The organism is Clostridium nigeriense (assembly GCF_050585265.1).
In the GTDB taxonomy this organism is placed as follows: Bacteria; Bacillota; Clostridia; order Clostridiales; family Clostridiaceae; genus Clostridium; species Clostridium nigeriense_B.
Genome location: NZ_JBNOOE010000019.1, coordinates 1 through 22929, shown reverse-complemented (window position 1 = coordinate 22929; position 22929 = coordinate 1). Strand labels below are relative to the sequence as shown.

The window sequence follows — 22929 nt, the reverse complement described above, 5'->3', positions numbered from 1 at the left end:
ATGGGTTTTTCAAAGCTTATGACAATTGTTTTTGGTGTGGCTTTTATAATTGTACTTTATTTTATAATCTATTATGCATTAAAAATAATGTACAAGGATGTAAAAGGTGGTGGAAGAAGGAAACAATCTTCTGCTAAAAAGAATTATGGAATAGAAGTACTAAGTGTTGGAGAAAACTCAAACTTAGAAGAAGGATCCATATTATTGTTAAATGGGGTAATAACTATAGGAAGAAGAGACGGAAATACAATAAAGTTAACAGATCAATATGCTTCTGGAAACCACGCTAAAATAGTAGTAAAAAATAATGAAATATTAATAGAAGATTTAAATAGTACAAATGGTGTATTTATTAATGATGAAAAAATTAATGGATATTCTAAAATTAGAGCTAATGACAAAATAAGAATAGGAAGTGCTACCTTTAAGGTTATAAGAGCAGAAAAAAACTAGAGGTGAGAAAATGAATAAGGCATTAAAGTTAGAAAAAAGAGTTCTTAAATTAATCTATTTATTATGCTTACTTCTATTTACAAATCTAGCTTTACTACAAAAACCTTTTGATACCAAAGCATTAATTATCGGAGTTGTATTATGCTTTATAATAGGTTTATCTCATTATATTTTAAGACGTTTTTATCCTGATGGAGATAAATTTATGTTTATTTTTTCAAGTATATTAGCTATTGTAGGAATAGCAGTACTATACAGAATAGATCCTAGCTTTGCATATAAGCAATTAGTTTGGGTTATACTTGGAATAATTGGATATATGACTATAGTAATAGCCTTACCTGATTTAAAAAGCTTTGCTAAGTATAAAAAGATATATATGATAATAACTTTAATTCTAATGCCTATGGGGTTAATTTATGGGCTAATAACAGAACAAAGTATAAATGGAGCTATGAACTGGGTTTATATAGGATCTTTTGGATTCCAGCCATCTGAATTTGGTAAGATAGCTTTAGTTTTATATTTATCAGCTTCGCTTATGAATTATGAAAGTAAAAATGTAATTAAAGAAGACTTTAAACAACTTATAGAACCAGCTTTAGTAGTAATGTTTTCTTTAGTTTGCATGGTACTTCAAACAGACTTAGGATCAACATTAATTTTCTTTGGTATATCTGTGACTATGTTATATATTGCAACTTCAAAAAAGAAATATGTGTTTACATGTTTAGGACTATCAGTAGTTGGTGCCCTTGGAGCTTATGGAGTTTTTGGACATATTCAAAGAAGAGTTATGATTTGGTTAGATCCATGGGAATATGCTACTGCAGAAGGGTATCAAATAGTGCAAGGTTTATATGCAATATCAACAGGAGGATTATTTGGTGTTGGGCTTGGAAATGGTTATCCGGATTTAATTTTTGCAAGTGAAAGCGACTATATCTTTGCAATTATTTGTGAAGAATTTGGAACTATCTTTGCAGTGGGCTTAATGATAATCTACTTTTTATTATTTTATAGAGGGATTAGAACAGCCTTTCTAACTAAAGATAGATTCAGTTTATTAGCAGCAGTAGGTTTTAGTACGATGATAGCTTGCCAAACATTAGTTATAGTAGGTGGGATTTTTAAAGTAATACCTCTTACAGGAATTACTTTACCACTAATAAGTTATGGTGGTAGTTCTATGCTAACTATATTTTTCGCTTTGGGAATTTTACAAAAAATTTCTGAAGAATATTAAAAGTATTAAAAAATATATTTAATTATAATTAAATGTTGTATAATATTAAGGGAGTATTGAACTCAAAATCAATACTCCTTTTATATAATCTTTTATATGTAGCTTTAAAAAAAGCAAGGAGGAGTTTATGAACGATTTATCAAAAAGCGTAAGAAACATTATGGTGATATTCCTTTTTTGTTTTATAGCCTTAATATCATATATAGCATATTTTCAAGTCTTTAAGGGGCCTGATATAGCTAATGATTCAGGTAATAAAAGACTTTGGGCAAAAAGAAATGAAGTTTTAAGAGGTACAATTTATGATAGAGATGGAAATGCTCTAACTAATAGTGTAAGAATAGATGAATATAATCAAAGTAGGAATTATACTTATGGAGATTTATATGTTCATGCTTTAGGATACATAGATGAGAGATTTGGTATAACAGGGTTAGAAGATGAATATGATAGTGAATTATCTACATATAGTGGATTTTCTAATGGAATTAGAAACTTTTTTAAAGACTTTAATTTAAAAAGTGCTTTTGAAAATAGAGATGAAGAGAAAGTAGGGAATGGGGTTGTAACTACTTTAGACTATGATATACAAAAGGCAGCATATGATGCAATGGGAGATTTAAATGGAGCAGTAGTAGCTTTAAATCCTAAGACTGGAGAAATACTTGCAATGGTATCAAAGCCTACATATGATCCAAGTAATTTAGAGCAAGTAATTGAAGATGCTAATTCTGGAGTTGATACTAATAGTAAATTATTAAATAGAGCTATTGATGGGTTATATCCTCCAGGTTCTGTATTTAAGACAGTAACCTTAGCAGCAGCTTTAGAAAATGATCCTAATATAGTTAATGAAACCTTTCATGATACTGGTAAAATAACATTTGCAGACGGGACTAGTTTAAGTAACTATATGAATCAAGTTCATGGAGATTTAAGTTTACAGATGGCATATAGGGTTTCTAGTAACTTTGTATTTGGTACATTAGCAATGGATATGGGAAATGCTAAGCTTAAGGAAGTAGCAGAAAGATTTGGATTTAATTCTAGAATAAGTGGAGTTGGACTATTAATACCAGCAAGTAATTTTCCTACATTAAATGATTATGAAGAAGGTAATATAGCACAAAGTGGAATAGGGCAAGGTAGCGTATTATCAACGCCAATACAAATGGCTATGGTAGCAGCAACAGTTGCTAATGATGGTGTTTTAATGCAGCCAAAGTTAGTTAATAAGATTGTTGATAAAGATGGAAATACAATTAAGGAGTTTTCTAATAAGGCTCTTAAGGAAGATGTGATTTCTGATGATATAGCAAATACAATAAAAGAGTATATGGGATATTTGGTTTCAAATAATCTTTATAGATGGCCTGCTTTTGAAGGTACTAATGCAGGAGGAAAAACAGGTACAGCAGATTATATGTTAGAAGATGGTTCAGAAGGTGTACCACACGGATGGTTTATATCAGTAGCACCTATAGATGATCCTCAGATTGCAGTTGCTGTAATAGTAGAAGAAGGAGAAAATGGAGCTGGATCGGCAGCTGATATAGCTTCACAAGTTGTAAGAACTGCTATTTTAGGCCAGTAAATATTAAGAGGCTATGGCACAAACAGACCAAATTAAAAATTAAAAATGAAGAATTATTGATGTAAGTCTTATAGAATTACTAAAATTAATTTATTTTAAAAACTCCTTCGGGAGTTTTTTCATTAGTTTTTTATTATTCATTCTTAAATTTTTATTGTACAAAAGCTTCTTTTTCGATAAAAATTCACTTTTTTCTTGCTTCACTATTTATATCCTAATTCATATATTAAATTATGACTATTTTTAAAACTTTTAGGATAAAAGGAGATAATTTTGATATGTTTAGGGTAAAAAAATTAGAAGTGGAAGGGTGCTACTTAATTACACCAACAGTATTCATGCAAAATACATGTGACTTAATTAAGGTTTTTAATGATACTCAATTTAATATATATGGATTAAGTACGGAGTTTAAAGAAGAATATTATGTTATTGTAAAACCAGGAGTAGTAAGAGGGATGCATTTTCAGCTACCTCCTGAAGAGCATGATAAATTAATTACATGTATTATAGGAGAAATTCAAGATGTAGTAGTAGATTTAAGAAAGGAATCAAAAACCTTTGGTAAATATTCAGTAGTAAATTTAAATGAAGATAATAAGAACTTAATATATATTCCATCTGGTTGTGCTCATGGGTACTATATTAAGGGAGATAAACACGCCTTAGTTTTTTATAAGGTAACAAAGCCGTTTGTTAGAGAGTTAAGGGGAGGTATACATTGGAATTCTTTAGATATTCCTTGGGAGTTTGATAATAATAAAGTTGAAGTAGAAGGTGAAGATAAAATATGGCCACGATTTGAAGAATTAAATTCACCATTTTAGCAATAATTTTTAAAGTATAGTGAACTATAAAAGATTTAATCTATGAATAACCTTTTATAGTTTACTTATTTTTTTATATTCTTAATTGCAAATTAATTTACTAGTGATAAAATTTATATAGCAAAGTGAAAAAATAAGGAGAGATTTAAATGTTTGATTTTGAATACCATTTAAAAAACTTACCAGAAAAGCCTGGTGTTTACATAATGAAAAATTCACTTGGCGAAGTTATATATGTAGGTAAAGCTAAGGTTTTAAAAAATAGAGTAAGAAGTTATTTTCAAAATTCTAAAAATCATTCTGAAAAAGTTAAGGTCATGGTTAAAAATATTTCTGAATTTGAATATATTGTTACAGATTCAGAGATGGAGGCTTTAATTTTAGAATGTAACTTAATAAAGAAATACAGTCCAAGATATAATATTGCTTTAAAGGATGATAAATTTTATCCTTTTATAAAAATTACGAATAATGATGATTATCCAAGGGTTTTTGTAACAAGAAAATATGCTAAAGATGGAGCAAAATATTTTGGACCATACACTAATGCAACTGCAGTTTATGAAACTATAAATTTAATCAACAAAATATTTCCAATAAGAACATGTAAGCTAATGATTAAAGAGAATGGAGAAAAGGTTAGACCATGTTTAAATTACCATATTAAAAAATGTGTTGCGCCATGTGCAGGATATATAAAAAAAGAAGAATATGCTGAAATGATTAATGATATTATGGATATACTTAATGGTAAGGATAGAACTATTGTAAATGAGTTAAAGGCAGACATGGAAGAAGCATCCAAGAATTTAGAATTCGAATTGGCAGCAAAACTTAGGGATAAAATCCTTGCTATAAATGCGATAGTAGAGAAACAGAAAATATTTAAAACCATGGAAGGTGATGAAGATTTTATAAATATATACAAAGACGAAAAGGATAGTTGTATTCAAGTATTTTTCTCTAGAGATGGTAAGATTACTGGTCGTGAGCATTTTATTTTTGATAATACTGCTGATGATAAAGTAGGAGAGGTTTTAGAAGATTTTATTACGTCATTTTATGGAGGAACAGCGAAGGTTCCTAAAACAATATATGTACCAGATATAGAAGATCCAGGGCTTATAGAAGATTTTTTAACAATTAAAAGAGGAGCAAAGGCTTGGGTTAAGGTTCCACAGAAGGGCCAAAAGAAAGATATGCTTGAGATGGTAAAAAATAATGCTAAGATTACTTTAGAGCAATTTAAAGATAAGTTCTTTAAGGACAAAGAAATAAATAGAATTTCTTTAGAAGAATTACAAGAATTATTAGATTTAGATGAACCTCCCTTTAGAATAGAAGCATATGATATTTCTAATATTCAAGGTGTAGACTCTGTTGGGACTATGATAGTTTTTGAAGAGGGAAGATCTAAAAATAGTGACTATAGACGATTTAAGATTAAATCAGTTAAAGGTGCTAATGATTATGATAGTATGAGAGAAATATTAGAGAGAAGATTTACTCATGGACTTGAGGAAATTAAAAAGATACAAGAAAAACAGTTAAACTTTTCAAGTGGTAAATTCTCTAGTTTTCCAGATTTAATTATGATGGATGGAGGTAAGGGGCAAGTAAATATTGCGCTAGAAGTTTTAAGTAAGTTAAATATTAATATTCCAGTTTGTGGATTAGTTAAAGATGATAAGCACCAAACTAGAGGAATTATTTATAATAATAAAGAGCTTATAATTAATAGAAGTTCAAACTTAATGCAAATGATAAGAAGAATACAAGATGAAGTTCATAGATTTGCTATAACATATCATAGAACTTTAAGAGATAAAAGAACATTACACTCTATATTAGAAGATATACCTAATGTAGGAGAGAGAAGAAGAAGAAATCTTCTAATGAAATTTGGAAGCGTGGAAAATATAAAAAAAGCTACATATGATGAATTAATAGAAACACCAAGCATTGACAGAAAAGCTGCAAATAGTATAATAGACTACTTTAAAACACAGGAAAAATAGTAACAAAATGGTTACAATTCAATTATACTATATAAATATGATATTAATGGGTTGTGTAATAAAGCTTTTTAATTTATACTATGTTAAGGTATTATCAAATATTTAATAAAGTAAAAAAAGCAAATTTTATTTGAACTAGATTAAGATATTACGAGGTTATTTATAAGGAGTTAGGTATGAATCAATATAAAGTATTTGAAGGCTTATTTAAAGAATTTTACAAAAGTGAAAATGTTATTCTTGATGCTGAAATGAAGCATTATGTTCACTTTAGAGTTGGTGGACCAGCAGACATCCTATTAATTCCTGAAAATAAAGATCAGGTTATAAAGAGTATAGAAATATGTAAAGAAAATGGTATTCCTTACTATGTAGTTGGTAATGGCTCAAATTTGTTGGTAAAAGATGGTGGAATTAAAGGGGTAGTTATAAAATTAAGTGAAGTTAAGAATATAAAAGTTTATGGAGAAACTATAGAAGCTGAAAGTGGAGTAATGTTAAAAGATGTATCTAGCGCAGCTGTAGAAAATTCTTTAACTGGTTTTGAATTTGCTTGTGGTATACCTGGAACTGTAGGTGGTGCTGTGTTCATGAATGCAGGAGCATATGATGGAGAAATTGCTCATGTTATTGAAAGCGCAGAGGTTATAGATAATAATGGTGATATTAGAGTTTTAAGTAGGGATGAATTAGAATTAGGATATAGATCATCAATAGTTATGAAGAAAAATTATATTGTTTTATCAGCTAGATTTAGCTTGAAGCATGGTGAAGTTAGAAAAATAAAAGAAATAGTTCAGGATTTAACTAGTAAAAGAGAATCTAAACAACCTCTTGAATATCCTTCGGCTGGTAGTACATTTAAAAGACCAACAGGATATTATGCAGGAAAACTTATTCAAGATGCAGGATTAAAAGGATATAGTATAGGTGGCGCTGCAGTTTCAGAAAAACATTCAGGTTTTGTAATTAATAAGAAAAACGCTACAGCTAAAGATATATTAGATTTAATAGAACATATACAAAAAGAAGTTAAAAAGCAATTTGGTGTAGATTTACATCCTGAAGTTAGAATAATAGGCGAAGATGAAAGATAGAATTATAAATTAACATAGGAATTCAGTTTATACTGGATTCCTATTTTTTTTAATAGATTAATAAAATTAATAATATAAAAATTCTTTACAAGAAATTATTGACAGTTACTAAATGGTATAATATACTGTATTTAAAGTTAATTAAAAATGTTTAAGGGTGGATGATTTATGAAAAAATTTTATGTTAAGGAAAGATTATTTGCTATAGGAACTAAATTCGATGTTTATGATGAAGATGACAATAAGGTCTTTATTGCAGAAGCTGATAAGTTTGATATAGGGAAAAATATCAATATTTATGATTTAAATAATAGAAAAGTATTATATATGAGGCAACAAATTAGGTTTGGAGCTCATAAGTATATTGCATACGATGAAAATATAAGAGAAATAGCCACTATAAAGAAAGAATTTATGGTTCCTGAATATGATATAACAGGAGCAGTTGGAACTATGAATATGGAGAGTTCAAGTATTTTAGGAAGAAACTATGAAATAAGAAAAAATGGAGTAGTAATAGGAACAATAGATAAAGAATTTACTTTTGGAAGTGATAGATATTTTCTAGAAGTGATAGATGAATCATATACAAAATTTTTTGTTGGACTATTAATTATGGTAGATATGATTCGATTCCATAATGATAATTAATAATATTAAGAGGAGAGATATAAAAATAGCTCATGATATTGATTATGAAATTAAAGGTAATGAAATGCAATTTGTAGAAATTGAATTAGACCCAAGAGAAACGGTTATTGCGGAATCTGGAGCAATGATGATGATGGATAATAGTATTACAATGAATGCTATATTTGGGGATGGAAGCGAAAAATCAAAAACAGGTGGATTTTTTGGAATGTTAGGAAGTGCTGCAAAAAGGGTTATAACAGGTGAAAGCTTATTTATGACTGCATTTACAAATGAGGGTATGTTAAAACAAAGAGTAGCTTTTGCTTCGCCTTATCCAGGAAAAATATTAGCAGTTGATTTAAGAAGTATTGGGGGAAGATTAATATGCCAAAAGGACGCTTTCTTATGTTGTGCTAAGGGAGTAAGTATTGGAATTGCGTTTACAAAAAGACTTGGTACTGGATTCTTTGGTGGTGAAGGTTTTATACTACAAAAACTTGAGGGTGATGGCTTGACTTTTATTCACGCAGGAGGAACTATAGTTAAGAGAAGTTTGATGCCTGGAGAAACTATAAAAATAGATACAGGTTGTCTAGTTGCCATGACTCAAAATATCCATTATGATATTCAATTTGTAGGTGGAATTAAGAATGCTGTATTTGGAGGAGAAGGACTATTCTTTGCTACATTAACTGGACCAGGAGATGTCTGGGTTCAGAGCCTTCCATTTAGTAAGCTTGCTTCAAAAGTTTATGCATCAGCTCCACAAAATATGGGGAAGTCAGTGGATGAAGGAAGTATACTGGGTTCTTTAGGTAATATATTTGAAAAATAGTTTTAAAGATTTTTTATTTATATAACCATTTTAATAATTAAAAATGAAGAATTATTGATGTAATTCTTACAGAATTACTAAAATTAATTTATTCTCAAAACTCCTTCGGGAGTTTTTTCATCATGAGACAGCTCCATGTTATAGAAATTATATTTTGTAATAGTATTATGATAACTTATTATAATAATAAGGGGAATATGATATAATTCAATTAATGAACTTTAATTTTAAAGGGAGGTAGTATCATGAGATTTATAATAGTTACAGGATTATCAGGAGCGGGGAAAACAGAAGCAACAAGAAGCCTTGAAGATATGGGATACTTTTGTGTAGATAATCTTCCTCCAAAACTAATACCAAAGTTTGCAGAAGCTTGTGTACAAAGCCAAGGTAAGATAGATAAAGTTGCTTTAGTTATAGATATTAGAGGAGGAATATTCTTCGATGATTTATTTGAAAGCTTGAATTATTTAAAAAATCAAGAGTTTAAATATGAAATACTATTCTTAGATGCTTCTGATGAAGTTTTAGTAAAGAGATTTAAAGAAACTAGAAGAAGTCATCCGTTAGCACCTGGAAGTAGAATAATTACAGGAATAAATGAAGAAAGAAATAGATTAAGAGAAGTTAAAGATAGAGCAGATATAATAATAGATACATCAAAATATGCTATTAAAGATTTAAGAGAAGAAATGACTAAAAATTATGGAGATGTAGAGCAACCAGAAAGGCATCTTTCTGTAACTATATTAAGTTTTGGATTTAAATATGGAATACCTGTAGATTCAGATTTAGTATTTGATGTTAGATTTATACCAAATCCATTTTACATCCCGGAGCTTAAACCCTATTCAGGAAATGAAGAACCTGTTAAAAATTATGTTTTAGCTCAAGAAGAAACTAAAGGATTTATAAAAAGAGTAGATGAATTATTACAATTCTTAATTCCTAATTATAAAAAGGAAGGAAAGAGACAACTTATTATTTCAATAGGATGTACAGGTGGAAGACATAGATCTGTTGCAATAGCAAATGCCCTATATGAAAGTTTAAATAGTAAAGATTATAATATTTCTGTAGAACATAGAGATATTAGAGAAGATGTACATCAAGGAGCTAAGAAGCTATGAGTTTAAAGGAATGGTTAAAGCCTGGAGTTAGAATAAAGAGATGGCTTTTCTTTGGAATATTTGGAATTCTTCTAATTGCTTTTGGTTTTACTGAATTAGCAGTAAGAAGGGTCTATGATATTTATTATAAGGTTTTTTATATATTCTTAAATATTACTGGAGTTTTAGTAATATATATTTCAGTTGTTGAGAGTATGAAATCAATAATTGCTTTAACTAATAAGGGATATATTCATTTATCATTAGATAGTAGGAAGATGGAAAATTTAATTTATGAAAAAAGGCTGTTAGTAAAGGGACCTAAAATAGTAGTTGTAGGTGGTGGAACAGGCTTATCTACAATGCTTAGGGGATTAAAGTATTATACGTCTAATATAACTGCAATAGTTACAGTTGCTGATGATGGTGGGGGTTCTGGAGATCTAAGAGAAGATTTAGGAATGTTACCACCAGGTGATATAAGAAACTGTATATTGGCATTAGCTGATACAGAGCCATTAATGGAAGAACTTTTACAATATAGGTTTCAAGATGGTAGACTTAAAAATCAAAGCTTTGGAAATCTATTTTTGGCTGCTATGGATGGAGTAAGTGATAATTTTGAAGATGCAGTTCAAAAGATGAGTTCAGTACTAGCTGTTACAGGAAAAGTTTTACCAGTTACTTTAGAGGATATGAAGCTAGTCGCAGAACTAGAAAATGGAAATAGAATAGAAGGCGAATCACAAATCCCAGAAGAATCTATAAGTCAAAATTCAAGAATAAAGAAACTTATGATTGAACCTAAAGATGCAAAGCCTTTACAGGATGCGATAAAAGCTATAGAAGAGGCTGATGCAATAGTTTTAGGTCCGGGAAGTCTTTATACGAGTATAATTCCTAATCTTTTAGTAAAAGATATTGCAGAAAGTATTAGAAAAAGTGATGCAATTAAACTTTATATTTCTAATATAATGACTCAGCCTGGTGAAACACACGGTTTTAAAGCTTCTGACCATATAAAAATATTAAAAAAATATGGTGGAAGAGGAATTGTTGATTATGTTATTGCTAATAGGGGCGATATCCCTGTAGACATAAAAGAAAGATATTTAAAAGATAGTTCTCAATTAGTAGAGCTTGATAGAAAAGAGCTTAAAAGCCTTGGAGTAGAAGTTATAGAGGCTTCTTTAGCAAAGATAGAAAAAGGTTATGTTAAGCATGATTCAGAATATTTAGCAGAGGTTCTTGTAGATACAATAATGGAGAAAAAATTATTGTATGATAGGAAGAAGATAATAGAATATATGTATGTTTCTCAAAAAATTAAAGAAAGAGAAATAAAAAGCAAGGAAAATAAAAAGCAAGAGAAATCATAAATAATGACTTAGAGACTAAAAAGTAAATTTTTAGTCTCTTTTTTTACAAAATACATATAATTTTGAGAAAAATAGAGGAAATTATAGAAAATAATACAAAAATTTGTTAAAATGTAGGTTAGGTATAAATATTTATAAAAGTTATAGAAAGGGAAGTTGGGTATGGGTGTGATAATGATATTTATTGAAATGATCCTTGTTGTAATGCTGTACAATAGTCTATTTAATAAGGGAAAACTAGATAATTTTCTGTTATATTGTTCAATAGTTTTGGTATGTAGTGTATTATTTTACAAGTTTAGCCCTATTAATGTCACCTTCGTTTATGTAGTATTATTAATTGCTGAGATTTTTGCCTTAGCCTATGTAGATAGAAAAGATAAAAATTTAGTTTTGACAGAGATGATTATTTGTGTTGTTACTACCTTTATTATTCAAAATAGTCTACTTACCATAATATTTTTTATTACTGGAAAAACAAGAGAGTTTAGACTATTAAATTTAATTTTATATGCAATTAGTATATTTATTATTATAGGTTTTCTAAGGTATTACAGAAGAAAAAAATATATTGATCTAGAAGAGTATATTGAAGATAATTTATTAGTATCTAATATATTATTAAATATATTTATGTTCTTTATGATATTGAAAATAATTTATGATAGTGGAAAGTTATCAAATGGATCAATTGTGGAAATTAATTTTCTTATTTTTATAAATATTTTATTAAATATAAGCTTTTATAGATCATTACATAAGACTATACTGAAAAATAAAAATATTGAAGTAAAGAATGCCTATAATCCTTTATTAGATGAGATAATACAAAATATAAGAGCAAATGAGCATGAATATAAAAATCATATTAGTATGCTTTATTCAATGATTCAGGTATCTAAGAGTATTCCTGAAATAAAGGAGAAGGCAGGAAGTTATATTGGAAATATTACTAACACTAATGTTTTAAGTACAGTGTTAGATATAGAGAGTGCAACTCTTAAGGCAATTTTGTATAGTAAGTTAGTAGAATGTGAACAACTAGGGATTAACTTAAGTTATACTATAAAGAATAATATAGAAGAGGCTTATTTAGATGATACAGAAATTACTATAATTTTAAGCAATTTATTAAATAATGCTATTGAAGCAACTAAAGAATCTAGCAATAAGAAGATTTCAATTGATGTAAGAAAATTAGAAAAATATAAGATAGAAGTTAAAAATAATATTTCTGGGTTAAATATAGATCCTAGTAAAATTGAAAATTTCTTTAACAAGGGATTTTCTAGCAAGGGTAATGGAAGGGGATATGGACTATATAATGTAAAGAAAATAGTAAAAAAATATAAAGGGACAATATATGCTAGAGTAGTTGATGATTATCTAGTTATTGAAATATTTATTTAGATGTTTTAAGCTATAATTTACATATAAATTTTTATTATTATTTATGTTATAATAACTTGATAAGAATAGTAAATAAGGAGAAATAGGCAATATGTCATTTTCATCAAAAGTAAAAGGAGAAATTTGCAGATATTCAGAATTAAGTAAGGAAGAGGCATTAGCTGAAATTTCAGCTATAATGAAGGTGAGTGGAACTATATCTTTTAGTGGATTAGGCTTATCTTTTAGAATTACTACTGAAAACCCTGCATCAGCAAGGCATATATTTAGTTTGCTTAAAGAACATTTTAATATACATTCAAAATTAATGGTTAAAAAGAGTAATTCTTTAAAGAAGAATAATATATATATGGTTCTTATAGAAGAGGACATGGGGGTTAGAGGCCTTTTAAGAGATACAGGAATACTTACCGAAGTTGAAGGGGTATTAACTTTAAATTATAGAATAGATGAGAATATGGTTAAATCTGATGAATTAAAAAGAGCATATATAAGAGGCGGGTTTATAGGTGGAGGAAGTATAAGTAATCCAGAAAAAACTTACCATTTAGAATTTGTAACTCATAGTGAAGAGTATGCAAGGGATTTATCATCTTTAATAAATACGTTTGGATTAAATTCTAAAGTTATACAGAGAAAAAATAGCTTTATTATTTACTTAAAAGAAGGAGAACAAATATCAAATCTTTTGGGAATAATAGGAGCACATACTTCATTACTTGAATTAGAAAACATAAGGATAATGAAGGAAATGAGAAATAACGTAAATAGACTTGTAAACTGTGAAACAGCTAACTTGAGTAAAACTGTTAATGCTGCTGTTAGACAAGTGGAGAGTATAAAACTTATACAAAGAGAAATTGGACTTCAAAGACTGCCTAAGAATTTAAGAGAAATAGCAGAACTTAGATTAAGTTATCCAGATGAATCTTTAAAAGAGCTAGGAGAAATGCTAAATCCTCCAGTAGGAAAGTCTGGAATTAATCATAGATTAAGAAAAATAGAGAAAATAGCAGAAGAAATTAGATCAGGAACATATTAGTTCAATGTATAATGCATAGTGGAAAATGGATAATTTATGATGAAACTCAGCAAGCTGAGTTTCTGAATTTTTTTTTCTAGTGATTTGGAACAAATTACATCCATAATTATGCATTACGCATCATTAATTATTAATTAAAAGGTGGTGTTTTATATGGAAAAAAAATTTGCTCATTTACATCTTCACACCGAATATAGTTTACTTGATGCTTCTGGAAAAGTTAAGAAGTTAATAAGTAAAGCAAAAGAGTTAGGAATGGATAGTATTGCTATTACTGATCATGGTGTTATGTATGGATGTGTAGCTTTTTATAAAGAAGCTGTAGAACAAGGTATTAAGCCTATTCTTGGTTGCGAAATTTATGTGGCTGCAAAGTCTATGGATATAAAAGTAGCTGATAAAGAAAATAGTACTCACCACCTAGTTTTATTAGTTAAAAATGAAGAAGGATATGAGAATTTAATGGAAATTGTATCTGAAGCTTCAATTAGAGGGTTTTATTATAAACCAAGGGTTGATCATGAGTTTTTAAGAGCGCATAGTAAAGGTCTTATAGCTTTAAGTGCATGTTTAGGTGGAGAGGTTCAGCATTGGCATCTAAAGGATAATTATGAGAAGGCTAAAGAAGTAGCTCTTTTATATAATGATATTTTTAAAGAAGGATTTTATTTAGAAATACAAAATCATGGTATGGATGAGCAAAGGAAGGTTACAGAGGCTAACATCAAATTATCAAAGGAAACAGGAATACCTTTAGTTGCAACTAATGATGTTCACTACATAAATCAAAGAGATTCAGCATCTCATGATATTCTAATGTGTATCCAAACTGGAAAAACAATAGAGGATCAAAATAGAAGAAGATATCCATCAGATCAGTTTTACTTAAAATCACCAGAAGAAATGTGGGATATGTTTTCTTATATTCCAGAAGCATTAGAAAATACTATAAAGATATCAGAAGAATGTAATTTTGATTATGAGTTTCATGTTTCAAAATTACCTAAATTCCCATTACCACAAGGTGTAGAGCCTTATGTTTACTTGAGAAATCTTTGTTATTTAGGTTTAATTGAAAGATATGATGTATTTAAGGAATGTTTAAACAAACCATTAAATGTTGAAGAACTTGTGGATTATTATAAAGAAAATGAAGAAGCTTGTGGATATATAGAAAGATTAGAATACGAATTATCAGTAATTAAACAAATGGGATATGTAGATTATTTCTTAATTACTTGGGATTTTATAAGATTTTCTAATGAAAATGGAATTCCAACAGGACCTGGTCGTGGATCTGCGGCAGGTTCAATAGTTGCATATACATTAGGAATAACTAAGATAGATCCAATAAAATATAGCTTACTTTTTGAAAGATTTTTAAATCCTGAAAGAGTAAGTATGCCAGATATAGACTCTGACTTCTGTTATGAAAGAAGACAGGAAGTTATAGACTATGTTGTTGATAAATATGGAGTTAATAATGTATCACAAATTATAACTTTTGGTACCATGGCTCCTAGAGCATGTATTAGAGACGTTGGTAGAGCAATGAATTATTCTTATGCAGAGGTGGATAGAATTGCTAAGATGATTCCAACTATGCTAGGGATAACTATAGATAAGGCCTTAGAAATAAATCCAGAGCTTAAGGCGGCATATAATAATGAAGAAAGAGTAAAAAGTCTAATAGATGTTAGTAAGGATTTAGAAGGGCTTCCAAGACACTCATCTACACATGCTGCAGGAGTAGTAATATCCTCAAAACCTTTAGTTGAATATGTACCACTTCAAAAAAATGAAGACTCTATAGTTGCACAGTTTGATATGACAACTTTGGAGGAGTTAGGATTACTTAAAATGGATTTCCTAGGTTTAAGAACATTAACTGTTATGAACGATGCAGTTAAGATGATTAAAGAAAACCAAGGAATAGATATAAATTTAGATAAGATAAATTTTGAAGATAAAGATGTTTATAAAATGATTGGTGAAGGCAAGACTGCAGGTGTTTTCCAATTAGAATCACCAGGTATGACATCATTTATGAAGGAGTTAAAACCAGACTGCTTAGAAGATATAATAGCGGGAATATCTCTTTATAGACCAGGACCAATGGCTGAAATTCCGAGATATGTAGAGTGTAAGCAAAATCCAGATAAGGTTGAATATGTAGTTCCAGAACTAGAAGATATACTTAATGTTACTTATGGAGTTATGGTTTATCAAGAGCAAGTAATGGAAATAGTAAGAAAACTTGCTGGATACTCTATGGGAAGAAGTGACCTTGTAAGAAGAGCAATGTCAAAGAAAAAGCACAAGGTTATGGAAGAGGAACGTAAAAACTTCATTTACGGTGTATTAGATGAGAATGGTAATATAGAGGTCCCAGGGTGTAAAAGAAATGGAATTTCAGAAGAAGCTGCAAATAAGATTTTTGATCAAATGATGGACTTTGCAAGTTATGCATTTAACAAATCCCATGCAGCAGCCTATGCGGTTATAGGATATCAAACAGCATTTTTAATGAAGTACTATCCAGTAGAAACTATAGCAGCTATGCTTAATTCTGTTATGGGAACAAGTGAAAAAGTAGCTCACTATATTGCTTTTGCTGAAAGTTTAGGAATTCAAGTACTTCCACCTGATATAAATGAAAGTTACTCAAAGTTTACTGTTAAAGGTAATAAGATAAGATTTGGCTTGGCAGCTATAAAGAATGTAGGTTATAACGTTGTTGAAACTATAGTAGAATCTAGAAATAATAAAGGGGCTTTTGAGTCGATAATAGATTTTATTAACAAAATTGATTTATCATCAGTTAATAAAAGATCTATTGAAAGTTTAATTAAGGCTGGAGCCTTAGATTGCTTTAAAATTTTTAGATCAAGGCTGTTGGCAGTATATGAGAAGTTAATGGATGGAGTTGCTAATGAAAAAAAGAGAAACATAGATGGGCAAATTAGCTTATTTGGATTAGAAGAGGAATTAGAGCTTCCTGAAGTTAATTACCCAAATATAAAAGAGTTTGCAAAGAAAAATTTATTAGCAATGGAAAAAGAAATGACAGGTTTATACTTATCAGGTCATCCATTAGATGAGTATTCAGATAGTTTAAAAGTTCAAACATCTACTAATATAGATAAGGTATATAAATCTTATGAAATAATTAAAGAAACTTTTAATCCAGGTGATTTACCAGATGATATAATTCACGATGAAGAGAGAGTAATACTTGGGGGAATAATTTGTGAGTATAATCAAAAAATAACTAGAAATAATACTATGATGGCATTTTTAAAACTTGAAGACTTGACAGGTATTATTGAAGTTATAGTATTCCCAAAGACTTTAGATAAGGTAAGAGAAGGCTTAAAAGAGGATGCTTTAGTAGTTATTAAAGGGAGAATAAGTATTAAAGAAGATGAACTTCCTAAGCTGATTTGTGAAAGTATAGAGCCTTTAGAAAAAATCAATACATCTAAAGTTTATATTAGAGCTAAGGATATAAATAATGGAAAGGCATTAATGAAAGAGTTGAGAATGATGCCAGATGAGTATAGAGGAGATACTACTGTATATTTATTTACAGAAAGTGATAGAAAAAATTATAGAATGCCAAAGGATATTTGGGTAAATCTAGAATCAGATGTAATAAGCTACTTTAAAGAGCTTACTGGAGAAGAAAATGTAAAGGTAGTTGAATAATAAAATGAAGTTTACAGATGCGTACTATTAAGGGTTATAGTATTTGTAGGCTTCATTACTTTGTTATTTTTTATAAATTGAAATTTTATTTTAAATTTAATAGAAATTTAAGTATTTACATTTAAAATATAAAAAAAATTAATAAAAATTTAAATGAAAAAATTTACAAAAGATAAATGAGAAAAAATTTTTAATAAATATATAAATCATATTAAATTAGGTTATAATATAAGTTATAAGGTATAAAAAAGTCGATAAAAATCGTAATATTGTATTGATTTTAGTTGCATAAACTTAAGGAAGCAAGTAAAATAAAAAAAGGTGATAAATTAGTAAAAAAATTAATTAATGTGGTAAAAATTTTAAATTATTATAGTAAATAAAAATGGATAATTCCACAGAAAGTGGGACAACCTTTGTCCCGGTGGTGTTAAGGAGGAAACAACATGAAAAAAATAGCTATTTTAACTAGTGGTGGAGATGCTCCAGGAATGAACGCAGCAATAAGAGCCGTTGTAAGAACTGCTTTACATCATGGTATTGAAGTAATGGGCGTTCAAAGAGGATATAGTGGTTTAATTAATGGAGAATTATTCACTATGGATAGATCATCTGTTTCAGATATCATTCATAGAGGAGGAACTATCCTAAGAACTGCTAGATGTCTTGAATTTAAAAAGGAAGAAGTAAGAGTTAATGCTACTAAAATATTAAAAGCTTATGGCGTAGATGCTTTAGTAGTAATTGGTGGAGATGGGTCATTTACAGGAGCTAAGCTTTTATCAAAGTTAGGTGTTAAAACTGTAGGTTTACCAGGAACTATAGACAATGATTTAACTTATACTGATTTTACAATTGGATTTGATACAGCTTTAAATACAGTAATAGATGCAATAGATAAAATTAGAGATACATCAACTTCTCATGAAAGAGTTTCAATAATAGAAGTTATGGGAAGAGATTGTGGAGATTTAGCTTTATATGCAGGTATTGCAGGTGGAGCTGAGTATATAATTACACCAGAAAAGGGATTCTCTAAGGAAGAACTTTGTAAAGTAATTTTAGAAGGAAAGCAAAAAGGTAAAATCCATAACCTAGTATTATTAGCTGAAGGTGTTGGTGGAGCTCAAGAATTAGCTGAATATGTTGAAGGAGTTACTGGAATTGAAACTAGAGCAACAGTTTTAGGTCATATTCAAAGAGGTGGTAGCCCAACAGCAACAGATAGAATTTTAGCTTCTAAAATGGGATCTAGAGCAGTTGAAGTTCTTTTAGAAGGAAAAACTTCAAGAGTAATAGGAATTAAAAATAATGAGATAATCGATCAAGATATAGATGAAGCATTAGCATTAGATAGAAAATTTGATGAAAAATTATTTGAAATAGCAAACGAGATTTCATCTTAGATTATAAATCTTTGATTTATTACTCAAAATATATATGACTATTTTAAGTCAAAATTAATATTTAAAAATATTATATTTAATTAAAGGAGTGTTATTACATGAGAAAAACTAAGATGATTTGTACTATAGGTCCAGCCAGTGAAAATCCAGAAATACTATCAAAAATAATTGAAGCAGGAATGAATGCATCAAGACATAACTTTTCACATGGAGATCATGCAGAACATGCAGAAAGAATAAACTTAGTAAAAGACTTAGCTAAGAAACATAATAAAGAAATAGCTATAATGTTAGATACTAAAGGACCTGAAATTAGAACTGGAAAGTTCGAACCTAAGAAAGTTGAATTAAAATCAGGTAATGATTTTGTTATATATGCAGGTGGAGATGTTGTAGGAGATACAACTCAATGTACAGTAACTTACGAAGGATTAGCAAATGACGTAAAAACTGGAGATACTATATTAATAGATGATGGTCTAGTTGGATTAAAAGTTGAATCAGTTGAAGGTAACAAAATTAACTGTAAGGTTATGAATACAGGTTTTGTTGGAACTCATAAGGGAGTTAATGTTCCAGGAGTATCAATTAAGTTACCTGCTTTAACTGAAAAAGATATAGCAGACTTAAAATTTGGATGTGAAATAGGAGTTAACCTAGTTGCAGCATCATTCATAAGAAAAGCAGCTGACGTTGAAGCTATAAGAAAAGTTTTAGTTGAAAATGGTGGAGAGCACATTCAAATATTCTCAAAAATAGAAAACCAAGAAGGTGTTGATAATATAGATGCTATATTAGAAGCTTCAGATGGTATAATGGTTGCTAGAGGAGACCTAGGTGTTGAAATCCCAATGGAAAAACTTCCAGCAGTTCAAAAGATGATAATAGAAAAATGTAATAATGCAGGAAAGCCAGTTATAACTGCTACTCAAATGTTAGATTCTATGATAAGAAACCCAAGACCAACAAGAGCAGAAGTATCAGACGTAGCTAATGCTATATATGATGGAACTGATGCAATCATGTTATCAGGAGAATCAGCAAACGGAGATTGGCCAGTAGAAGCTGTTCAAACTATGGCTAAGATAGCTGTAGAAGCTGAAAAACAATTAGATTATGAAATAGCTATTTCAAAGGCTAAGAAGCATATACCTGCTATAGCAGGAGTTATTTCAAGAGCTGCTGCAAATGCTGCTAACGAATTAAAAGCTTCAGCTATAATTTCATCAACTCAAAGTGGAGCAACTGCAAGAAGATTATCTCAATGCAGACCAGATTGTCCAATAGTTGCTGTTACTCCAGATGAAAAAGTAGCTAAGAAATTAGCATTATGCTTTGGTGTTTATCCAGTTGTTTCTGGACAAATGCAGTCAACTGATCACATGATGGAAGAATCAGTTAAAGTTGCAGAAGCTAACGGATTTGTTAAAAAGGGAGATACAGTAGTAATAGCTGCAGGTGTTCCAGTTGACAAAATTGGTGCAACTAACCTATTAAAGATTAGCGTAGTTGAATAATATATTATTAATTAATAGAAGCCTTTAGGGCTTCTATTTTTTTTAGGATTTTATAAAAAACATATCATTTGATAATCAATATCATTAAAATCAAATAAAGTAATAATAATAATATAAATTTGTATTAAAATAGTTAAATTTAAGATGAAAAATAGATAATTAACAAAATGTTAATAAATATATTGATAAAAGTTAAGTTATAATGTATATTATGAAATGAATAATGTAATAATATTATTATGGAATTAAATGGCAACAAATTCTGAACTTAGGCATCGCTTTGATGCCGTTTTTTTTTACCTAAAAATAAATAGATTGTTTAGTAATCTACATCTTTTGTAATTTATATATTTTTATGCTATCATAAGATGAAACTTTAGGAATAATTAAATTTAAAAGGTTCTAAGAGGTGAATAATTTGGTTTTAAAAAACAATGAATATATATTAGATATAGTTAGTGTAGGATATGAAGGAGAAGGTATAGCAAAAATTGATGGTTATCCTATATTTATAGAAGGAGCAATTTTAGGGGAAAAAGTTAAGGCTTTAATGGTTAAAGTTAAGAAAAACTATGCCTATGGAAAACTGATAGAAGTAATAGAAGCATCTGAAGAAAGAGTTGAACCAAAGTGTAGGGTATATAAAAGATGTGGTGGATGTACAGTTCAGCATATGAGCTATAAAAAGCAATTAGATTATAAATTTGAGAGAGTTAAGGACTGTGTATCAAAAATCGGTGGATTAGATAGCTTACTAGTGGAGTATCCTATAGGTATGGAAAAGCCAGAAAGATATAGAAATAAGGTTCAATTACCTGTTGGTATAGTAAAAGGAGAATTAAGTATAGGTTTTTATGCATCAAGAAGTCATAATATAATCAATCTAGATACTTGCTTAATTCAAGATGAAGTAGCAGATAAGGTTGCTAATATTACGAGAAATTGGATGATAAAATTTAATATATCAGCAGCTAGTATTGATGGAAGCTTTAATAAAAATGGACTAATAAGACATGTAATGATTCGTAAAGGCTTTACTACAAATGAAGTTATGGTAGTATTAGTATCAACTAAGAAAGATGTTCCCAATTTAGATAGATTCATAGAAGAAATTAAAGAAAAGATAGATGGAATAAAAAGTATCATTTTAAATGTAAATAAAGAAAATACTAATGTGATTTTAGGGCAAGAGTGTATAACCTTATGGGGAGAAGATACTATAACAGATTACATAGATGATTTTAGATTTAATATTTCACCACTTTCATTTTTCCAAGTAAATCCAGTACAAACAGAAAAGCTTTATTCAAAGGCATTAGAATATGCTGGATTGACAGGAGAAGAAATAGTTTTTGATGCTTATTGTGGAACAGGAACAATTACACTTTTTCTTTCACAAAAAGCAAAGAAAGTTTATGGCGTTGAAATAATAGAACCAGCTATAATTAATGCAAGAGAAAATGCAAGAATCAATAATGTAGATAATGTAGAATTCTTTGTAGGAAAATCAGAAGAAATAATTCCAGAATTAATAGAAAAGGGAATAATACCAGATGTTATAGTAGTAGATCCACCAAGAAAGGGATGCGATATAAAACTTTTAGACGCAATAGGAAAAGCAAAACCTAAAAAGGTAGTTTACGTTTCTTGTGATCCTAGTACTTTAGCAAGAGATTTAAAGATATTAGAGGAAAAAGGTTATAAAACAGAAAAAGTACAGCCAGTTGATATGTTCCCACATACAAGTCATGTGGAGACGGTAGTATTGATGTCAAGGAAATAATTAAAAATGGCTAGAAAAGCCTGCAAATAAGACATTTTAAAGGATTAGTGTTATTTTAAAAAGTGGTACCTATGTCAAGGACATTTTAAAAAAGAGAGTTAAGAAGCTAAAAGCTGATTTCTGTATTTAACAGGAGTCAGCTTTTTTAAGTTCCACTGACAACGGTCATTGTTATAATAATCAATGTAATCATCTATGATTAATTGTAGTTCTTCTAAACTCGAGCAAGATTTATAATCAATTTCATCTTTCATATGTCCCAAAAATGATTCTTGTGGTGCATTATCCCAGCAATTTCCGCGTCTGGACATAGATTGTCCAAGCTTTTTGGATTTCAAAAGTTTTTGAAATGTCGGACTTGTATAATGGCTACCTTGATCTGAATGAATAAAAGCGTCTTTAGCAAGTTTTACATTAGGATTTATCATTAATTTATGTATTGTATTTGTAGCAATATCTAAAGTTATTCTATCTGATAAATTATAAGCTAATATTTCATTTGTTGATGCATCTTTTATGGTCGACAAATAGGCCGTATTAGAATTTGAATATGGCAAATATGTGATATCTGTAAGTAATACTTTACCTGGTATATCTTGTTTGAAATTCCTATTAAGCAAGTTCGGAACTACAGTATGCTCCTTTGTAGCTTTCGCTATACATTTATAAGGATTAGGTTTTCTAATTGGACAAACTATATTAAATTTTCTCATTATTCTTTGTATACGCTTCCTACTATAGTTAATATCAAATTTTTCTTTCAATGTCATTTTAATAGACCTTGATCCTTTTTTATAACCTCTATAATTGAAAGCTTTCAAAACATTATTTTTAATTATCTCATCTTGTTTTTCACGTTTTCTACGATTATT

The 22929-nt window shown here is 29.1% G+C and carries 17 protein-coding genes; 16 read left to right on the top strand and 1 reads right to left on the bottom strand.

Features of this window, described 5'->3' with window-relative positions:
* From ACQPVP_RS14450 to rlmD, 16 genes are all read left to right on the top strand, one after another.
* Entirely contained in the window at positions 1 to 453 is a 453-nt protein-coding gene (locus ACQPVP_RS14450; protein WP_430851110.1) for an FHA domain-containing protein, read from the top strand.
* A 10-nt stretch (positions 454 to 463) separates the two neighbouring features.
* The gene (locus tag ACQPVP_RS14445; RefSeq protein ID WP_430851108.1) at positions 464 to 1699 is read left to right on the top strand and encodes an FtsW/RodA/SpoVE family cell cycle protein; all 1236 of its coding nucleotides are present in this window, start codon (positions 464 to 466) and stop codon (positions 1697 to 1699) included.
* Between the two features lie 127 nt (positions 1700 to 1826).
* Entirely contained in the window at positions 1827 to 3293 is a 1467-nt protein-coding gene (locus ACQPVP_RS14440; protein WP_430851106.1) for a peptidoglycan D,D-transpeptidase FtsI family protein, read from the top strand.
* Positions 3294 to 3571: 278 nt separating this feature from the next.
* Positions 3572 to 4120, top strand: coding sequence for a dTDP-4-dehydrorhamnose 3,5-epimerase family protein (locus tag ACQPVP_RS14435; RefSeq protein ID WP_430851104.1), 549 nt, complete (start codon positions 3572 to 3574; stop codon positions 4118 to 4120).
* 149 nt (positions 4121 to 4269) lie between these two features.
* Entirely contained in the window at positions 4270 to 6138 is a 1869-nt protein-coding gene (uvrC, locus tag ACQPVP_RS14430) for an excinuclease ABC subunit UvrC (protein WP_430851103.1), read from the top strand.
* 176 nt (positions 6139 to 6314) lie between these two features.
* The gene (murB, locus tag ACQPVP_RS14425) at positions 6315 to 7235 is read left to right on the top strand and encodes a UDP-N-acetylmuramate dehydrogenase (protein WP_430851101.1); all 921 of its coding nucleotides are present in this window, start codon (positions 6315 to 6317) and stop codon (positions 7233 to 7235) included.
* A gap of 168 nt (positions 7236 to 7403) precedes the next feature.
* Positions 7404 to 7886: an LURP-one-related/scramblase family protein gene (locus tag ACQPVP_RS14420; protein WP_430851099.1), complete on the top strand. Its 483-nt coding sequence runs from the start codon at positions 7404 to 7406 to the stop codon at positions 7884 to 7886.
* Positions 7876 to 8703, top strand: a complete 828-nt coding sequence (locus tag ACQPVP_RS14415) for a TIGR00266 family protein (RefSeq protein ID WP_430851097.1) — start codon at positions 7876 to 7878, stop codon at positions 8701 to 8703. The genes ACQPVP_RS14420 and ACQPVP_RS14415 overlap by 11 nt, the downstream gene beginning before the upstream one ends.
* A 245-nt stretch (positions 8704 to 8948) precedes the next feature.
* The gene (gene rapZ, locus ACQPVP_RS14410) at positions 8949 to 9833 is read left to right on the top strand and encodes an RNase adapter RapZ (protein ID WP_430851095.1); all 885 of its coding nucleotides are present in this window, start codon (positions 8949 to 8951) and stop codon (positions 9831 to 9833) included.
* Positions 9830 to 11191 carry a gluconeogenesis factor YvcK family protein gene (locus ACQPVP_RS14405; protein WP_430851093.1) on the top strand — a complete coding sequence of 454 codons (1362 nt, stop codon included), beginning with the start codon at positions 9830 to 9832 and terminating at the stop codon, positions 11189 to 11191. The genes rapZ and ACQPVP_RS14405 overlap by 4 nt, the downstream gene beginning before the upstream one ends.
* 162 nt (positions 11192 to 11353) lie before the next feature.
* Positions 11354 to 12601 carry a sensor histidine kinase gene (locus tag ACQPVP_RS14400; protein ID WP_430851091.1) on the top strand — a complete coding sequence of 416 codons (1248 nt, stop codon included), beginning with the start codon at positions 11354 to 11356 and terminating at the stop codon, positions 12599 to 12601.
* Between the two features lie 91 nt (positions 12602 to 12692).
* Entirely contained in the window at positions 12693 to 13643 is a 951-nt protein-coding gene (whiA, locus tag ACQPVP_RS14395; RefSeq protein ID WP_430851089.1) for a DNA-binding protein WhiA, read from the top strand.
* A 153-nt stretch (positions 13644 to 13796) separates the two neighbouring features.
* Positions 13797 to 17351: a DNA polymerase III subunit alpha gene (locus ACQPVP_RS14390; RefSeq protein ID WP_430851087.1), complete on the top strand. Its 3555-nt coding sequence runs from the start codon at positions 13797 to 13799 to the stop codon at positions 17349 to 17351.
* A gap of 446 nt (positions 17352 to 17797) precedes the next feature.
* Positions 17798 to 18757, top strand: coding sequence for a 6-phosphofructokinase (gene pfkA, locus ACQPVP_RS14385; RefSeq protein ID WP_430851085.1), 960 nt, complete (start codon positions 17798 to 17800; stop codon positions 18755 to 18757).
* A gap of 98 nt (positions 18758 to 18855) precedes the next feature.
* Positions 18856 to 20274 carry a pyruvate kinase gene (pyk, locus tag ACQPVP_RS14380; RefSeq protein WP_430851083.1) on the top strand — a complete coding sequence of 473 codons (1419 nt, stop codon included), beginning with the start codon at positions 18856 to 18858 and terminating at the stop codon, positions 20272 to 20274.
* 418 nt (positions 20275 to 20692) lie between these two features.
* On the top strand, positions 20693 to 22057 hold the full coding sequence (gene rlmD, locus ACQPVP_RS14375; protein WP_430851081.1) for a 23S rRNA (uracil(1939)-C(5))-methyltransferase RlmD: 1365 nt from the start codon (positions 20693 to 20695) through the stop codon (positions 22055 to 22057).
* A gap of 98 nt (positions 22058 to 22155) precedes the next feature.
* On the opposite strand, the gene ACQPVP_RS14370 is transcribed toward rlmD, so the two are convergent.
* Positions 22156 to 22929 (bottom strand): IS3 family transposase (locus ACQPVP_RS14370; RefSeq protein ID WP_430851079.1); only part of this gene is annotated, 774 nt, incomplete at its 5' end.

What these genes read in the sequence shown, in the direction of transcription:
- ACQPVP_RS14435 (WP_430851104.1), top strand. Translation starts at nt 3,572, where the DNA reads ATGTTTAGGGTAAAAAAATTAGAAGTGGAAGGGTGCTACTTAATTACA.
- ACQPVP_RS14405 (WP_430851093.1), top strand. Translation starts at nt 9,830, where the DNA reads ATGAGTTTAAAGGAATGGTTAAAGCCTGGAGTTAGAATAAAGAGATGG.
- ACQPVP_RS14450 (WP_430851110.1), top strand. Translation starts at nt 1, where the DNA reads ATGGGTTTTTCAAAGCTTATGACAATTGTTTTTGGTGTGGCTTTTATA.
- ACQPVP_RS14400 (WP_430851091.1), top strand. Translation starts at nt 11,354, where the DNA reads ATGGGTGTGATAATGATATTTATTGAAATGATCCTTGTTGTAATGCTG.
- ACQPVP_RS14415 (WP_430851097.1), top strand. Translation starts at nt 7,876, where the DNA reads ATGATAATTAATAATATTAAGAGGAGAGATATAAAAATAGCTCATGAT.
- rapZ (WP_430851095.1), top strand. Translation starts at nt 8,949, where the DNA reads ATGAGATTTATAATAGTTACAGGATTATCAGGAGCGGGGAAAACAGAA.
- pyk (WP_430851083.1), top strand. Translation starts at nt 18,856, where the DNA reads ATGAGAAAAACTAAGATGATTTGTACTATAGGTCCAGCCAGTGAAAAT.
- uvrC (WP_430851103.1), top strand. Translation starts at nt 4,270, where the DNA reads ATGTTTGATTTTGAATACCATTTAAAAAACTTACCAGAAAAGCCTGGT.
- ACQPVP_RS14440 (WP_430851106.1), top strand. Translation starts at nt 1,827, where the DNA reads ATGAACGATTTATCAAAAAGCGTAAGAAACATTATGGTGATATTCCTT.
- pfkA (WP_430851085.1), top strand. Translation starts at nt 17,798, where the DNA reads ATGAAAAAAATAGCTATTTTAACTAGTGGTGGAGATGCTCCAGGAATG.
- whiA (WP_430851089.1), top strand. Translation starts at nt 12,693, where the DNA reads ATGTCATTTTCATCAAAAGTAAAAGGAGAAATTTGCAGATATTCAGAA.
- ACQPVP_RS14445 (WP_430851108.1), top strand. Translation starts at nt 464, where the DNA reads ATGAATAAGGCATTAAAGTTAGAAAAAAGAGTTCTTAAATTAATCTAT.
- murB (WP_430851101.1), top strand. Translation starts at nt 6,315, where the DNA reads ATGAATCAATATAAAGTATTTGAAGGCTTATTTAAAGAATTTTACAAA.
- ACQPVP_RS14390 (WP_430851087.1), top strand. Translation starts at nt 13,797, where the DNA reads ATGGAAAAAAAATTTGCTCATTTACATCTTCACACCGAATATAGTTTA.
- ACQPVP_RS14420 (WP_430851099.1), top strand. Translation starts at nt 7,404, where the DNA reads ATGAAAAAATTTTATGTTAAGGAAAGATTATTTGCTATAGGAACTAAA.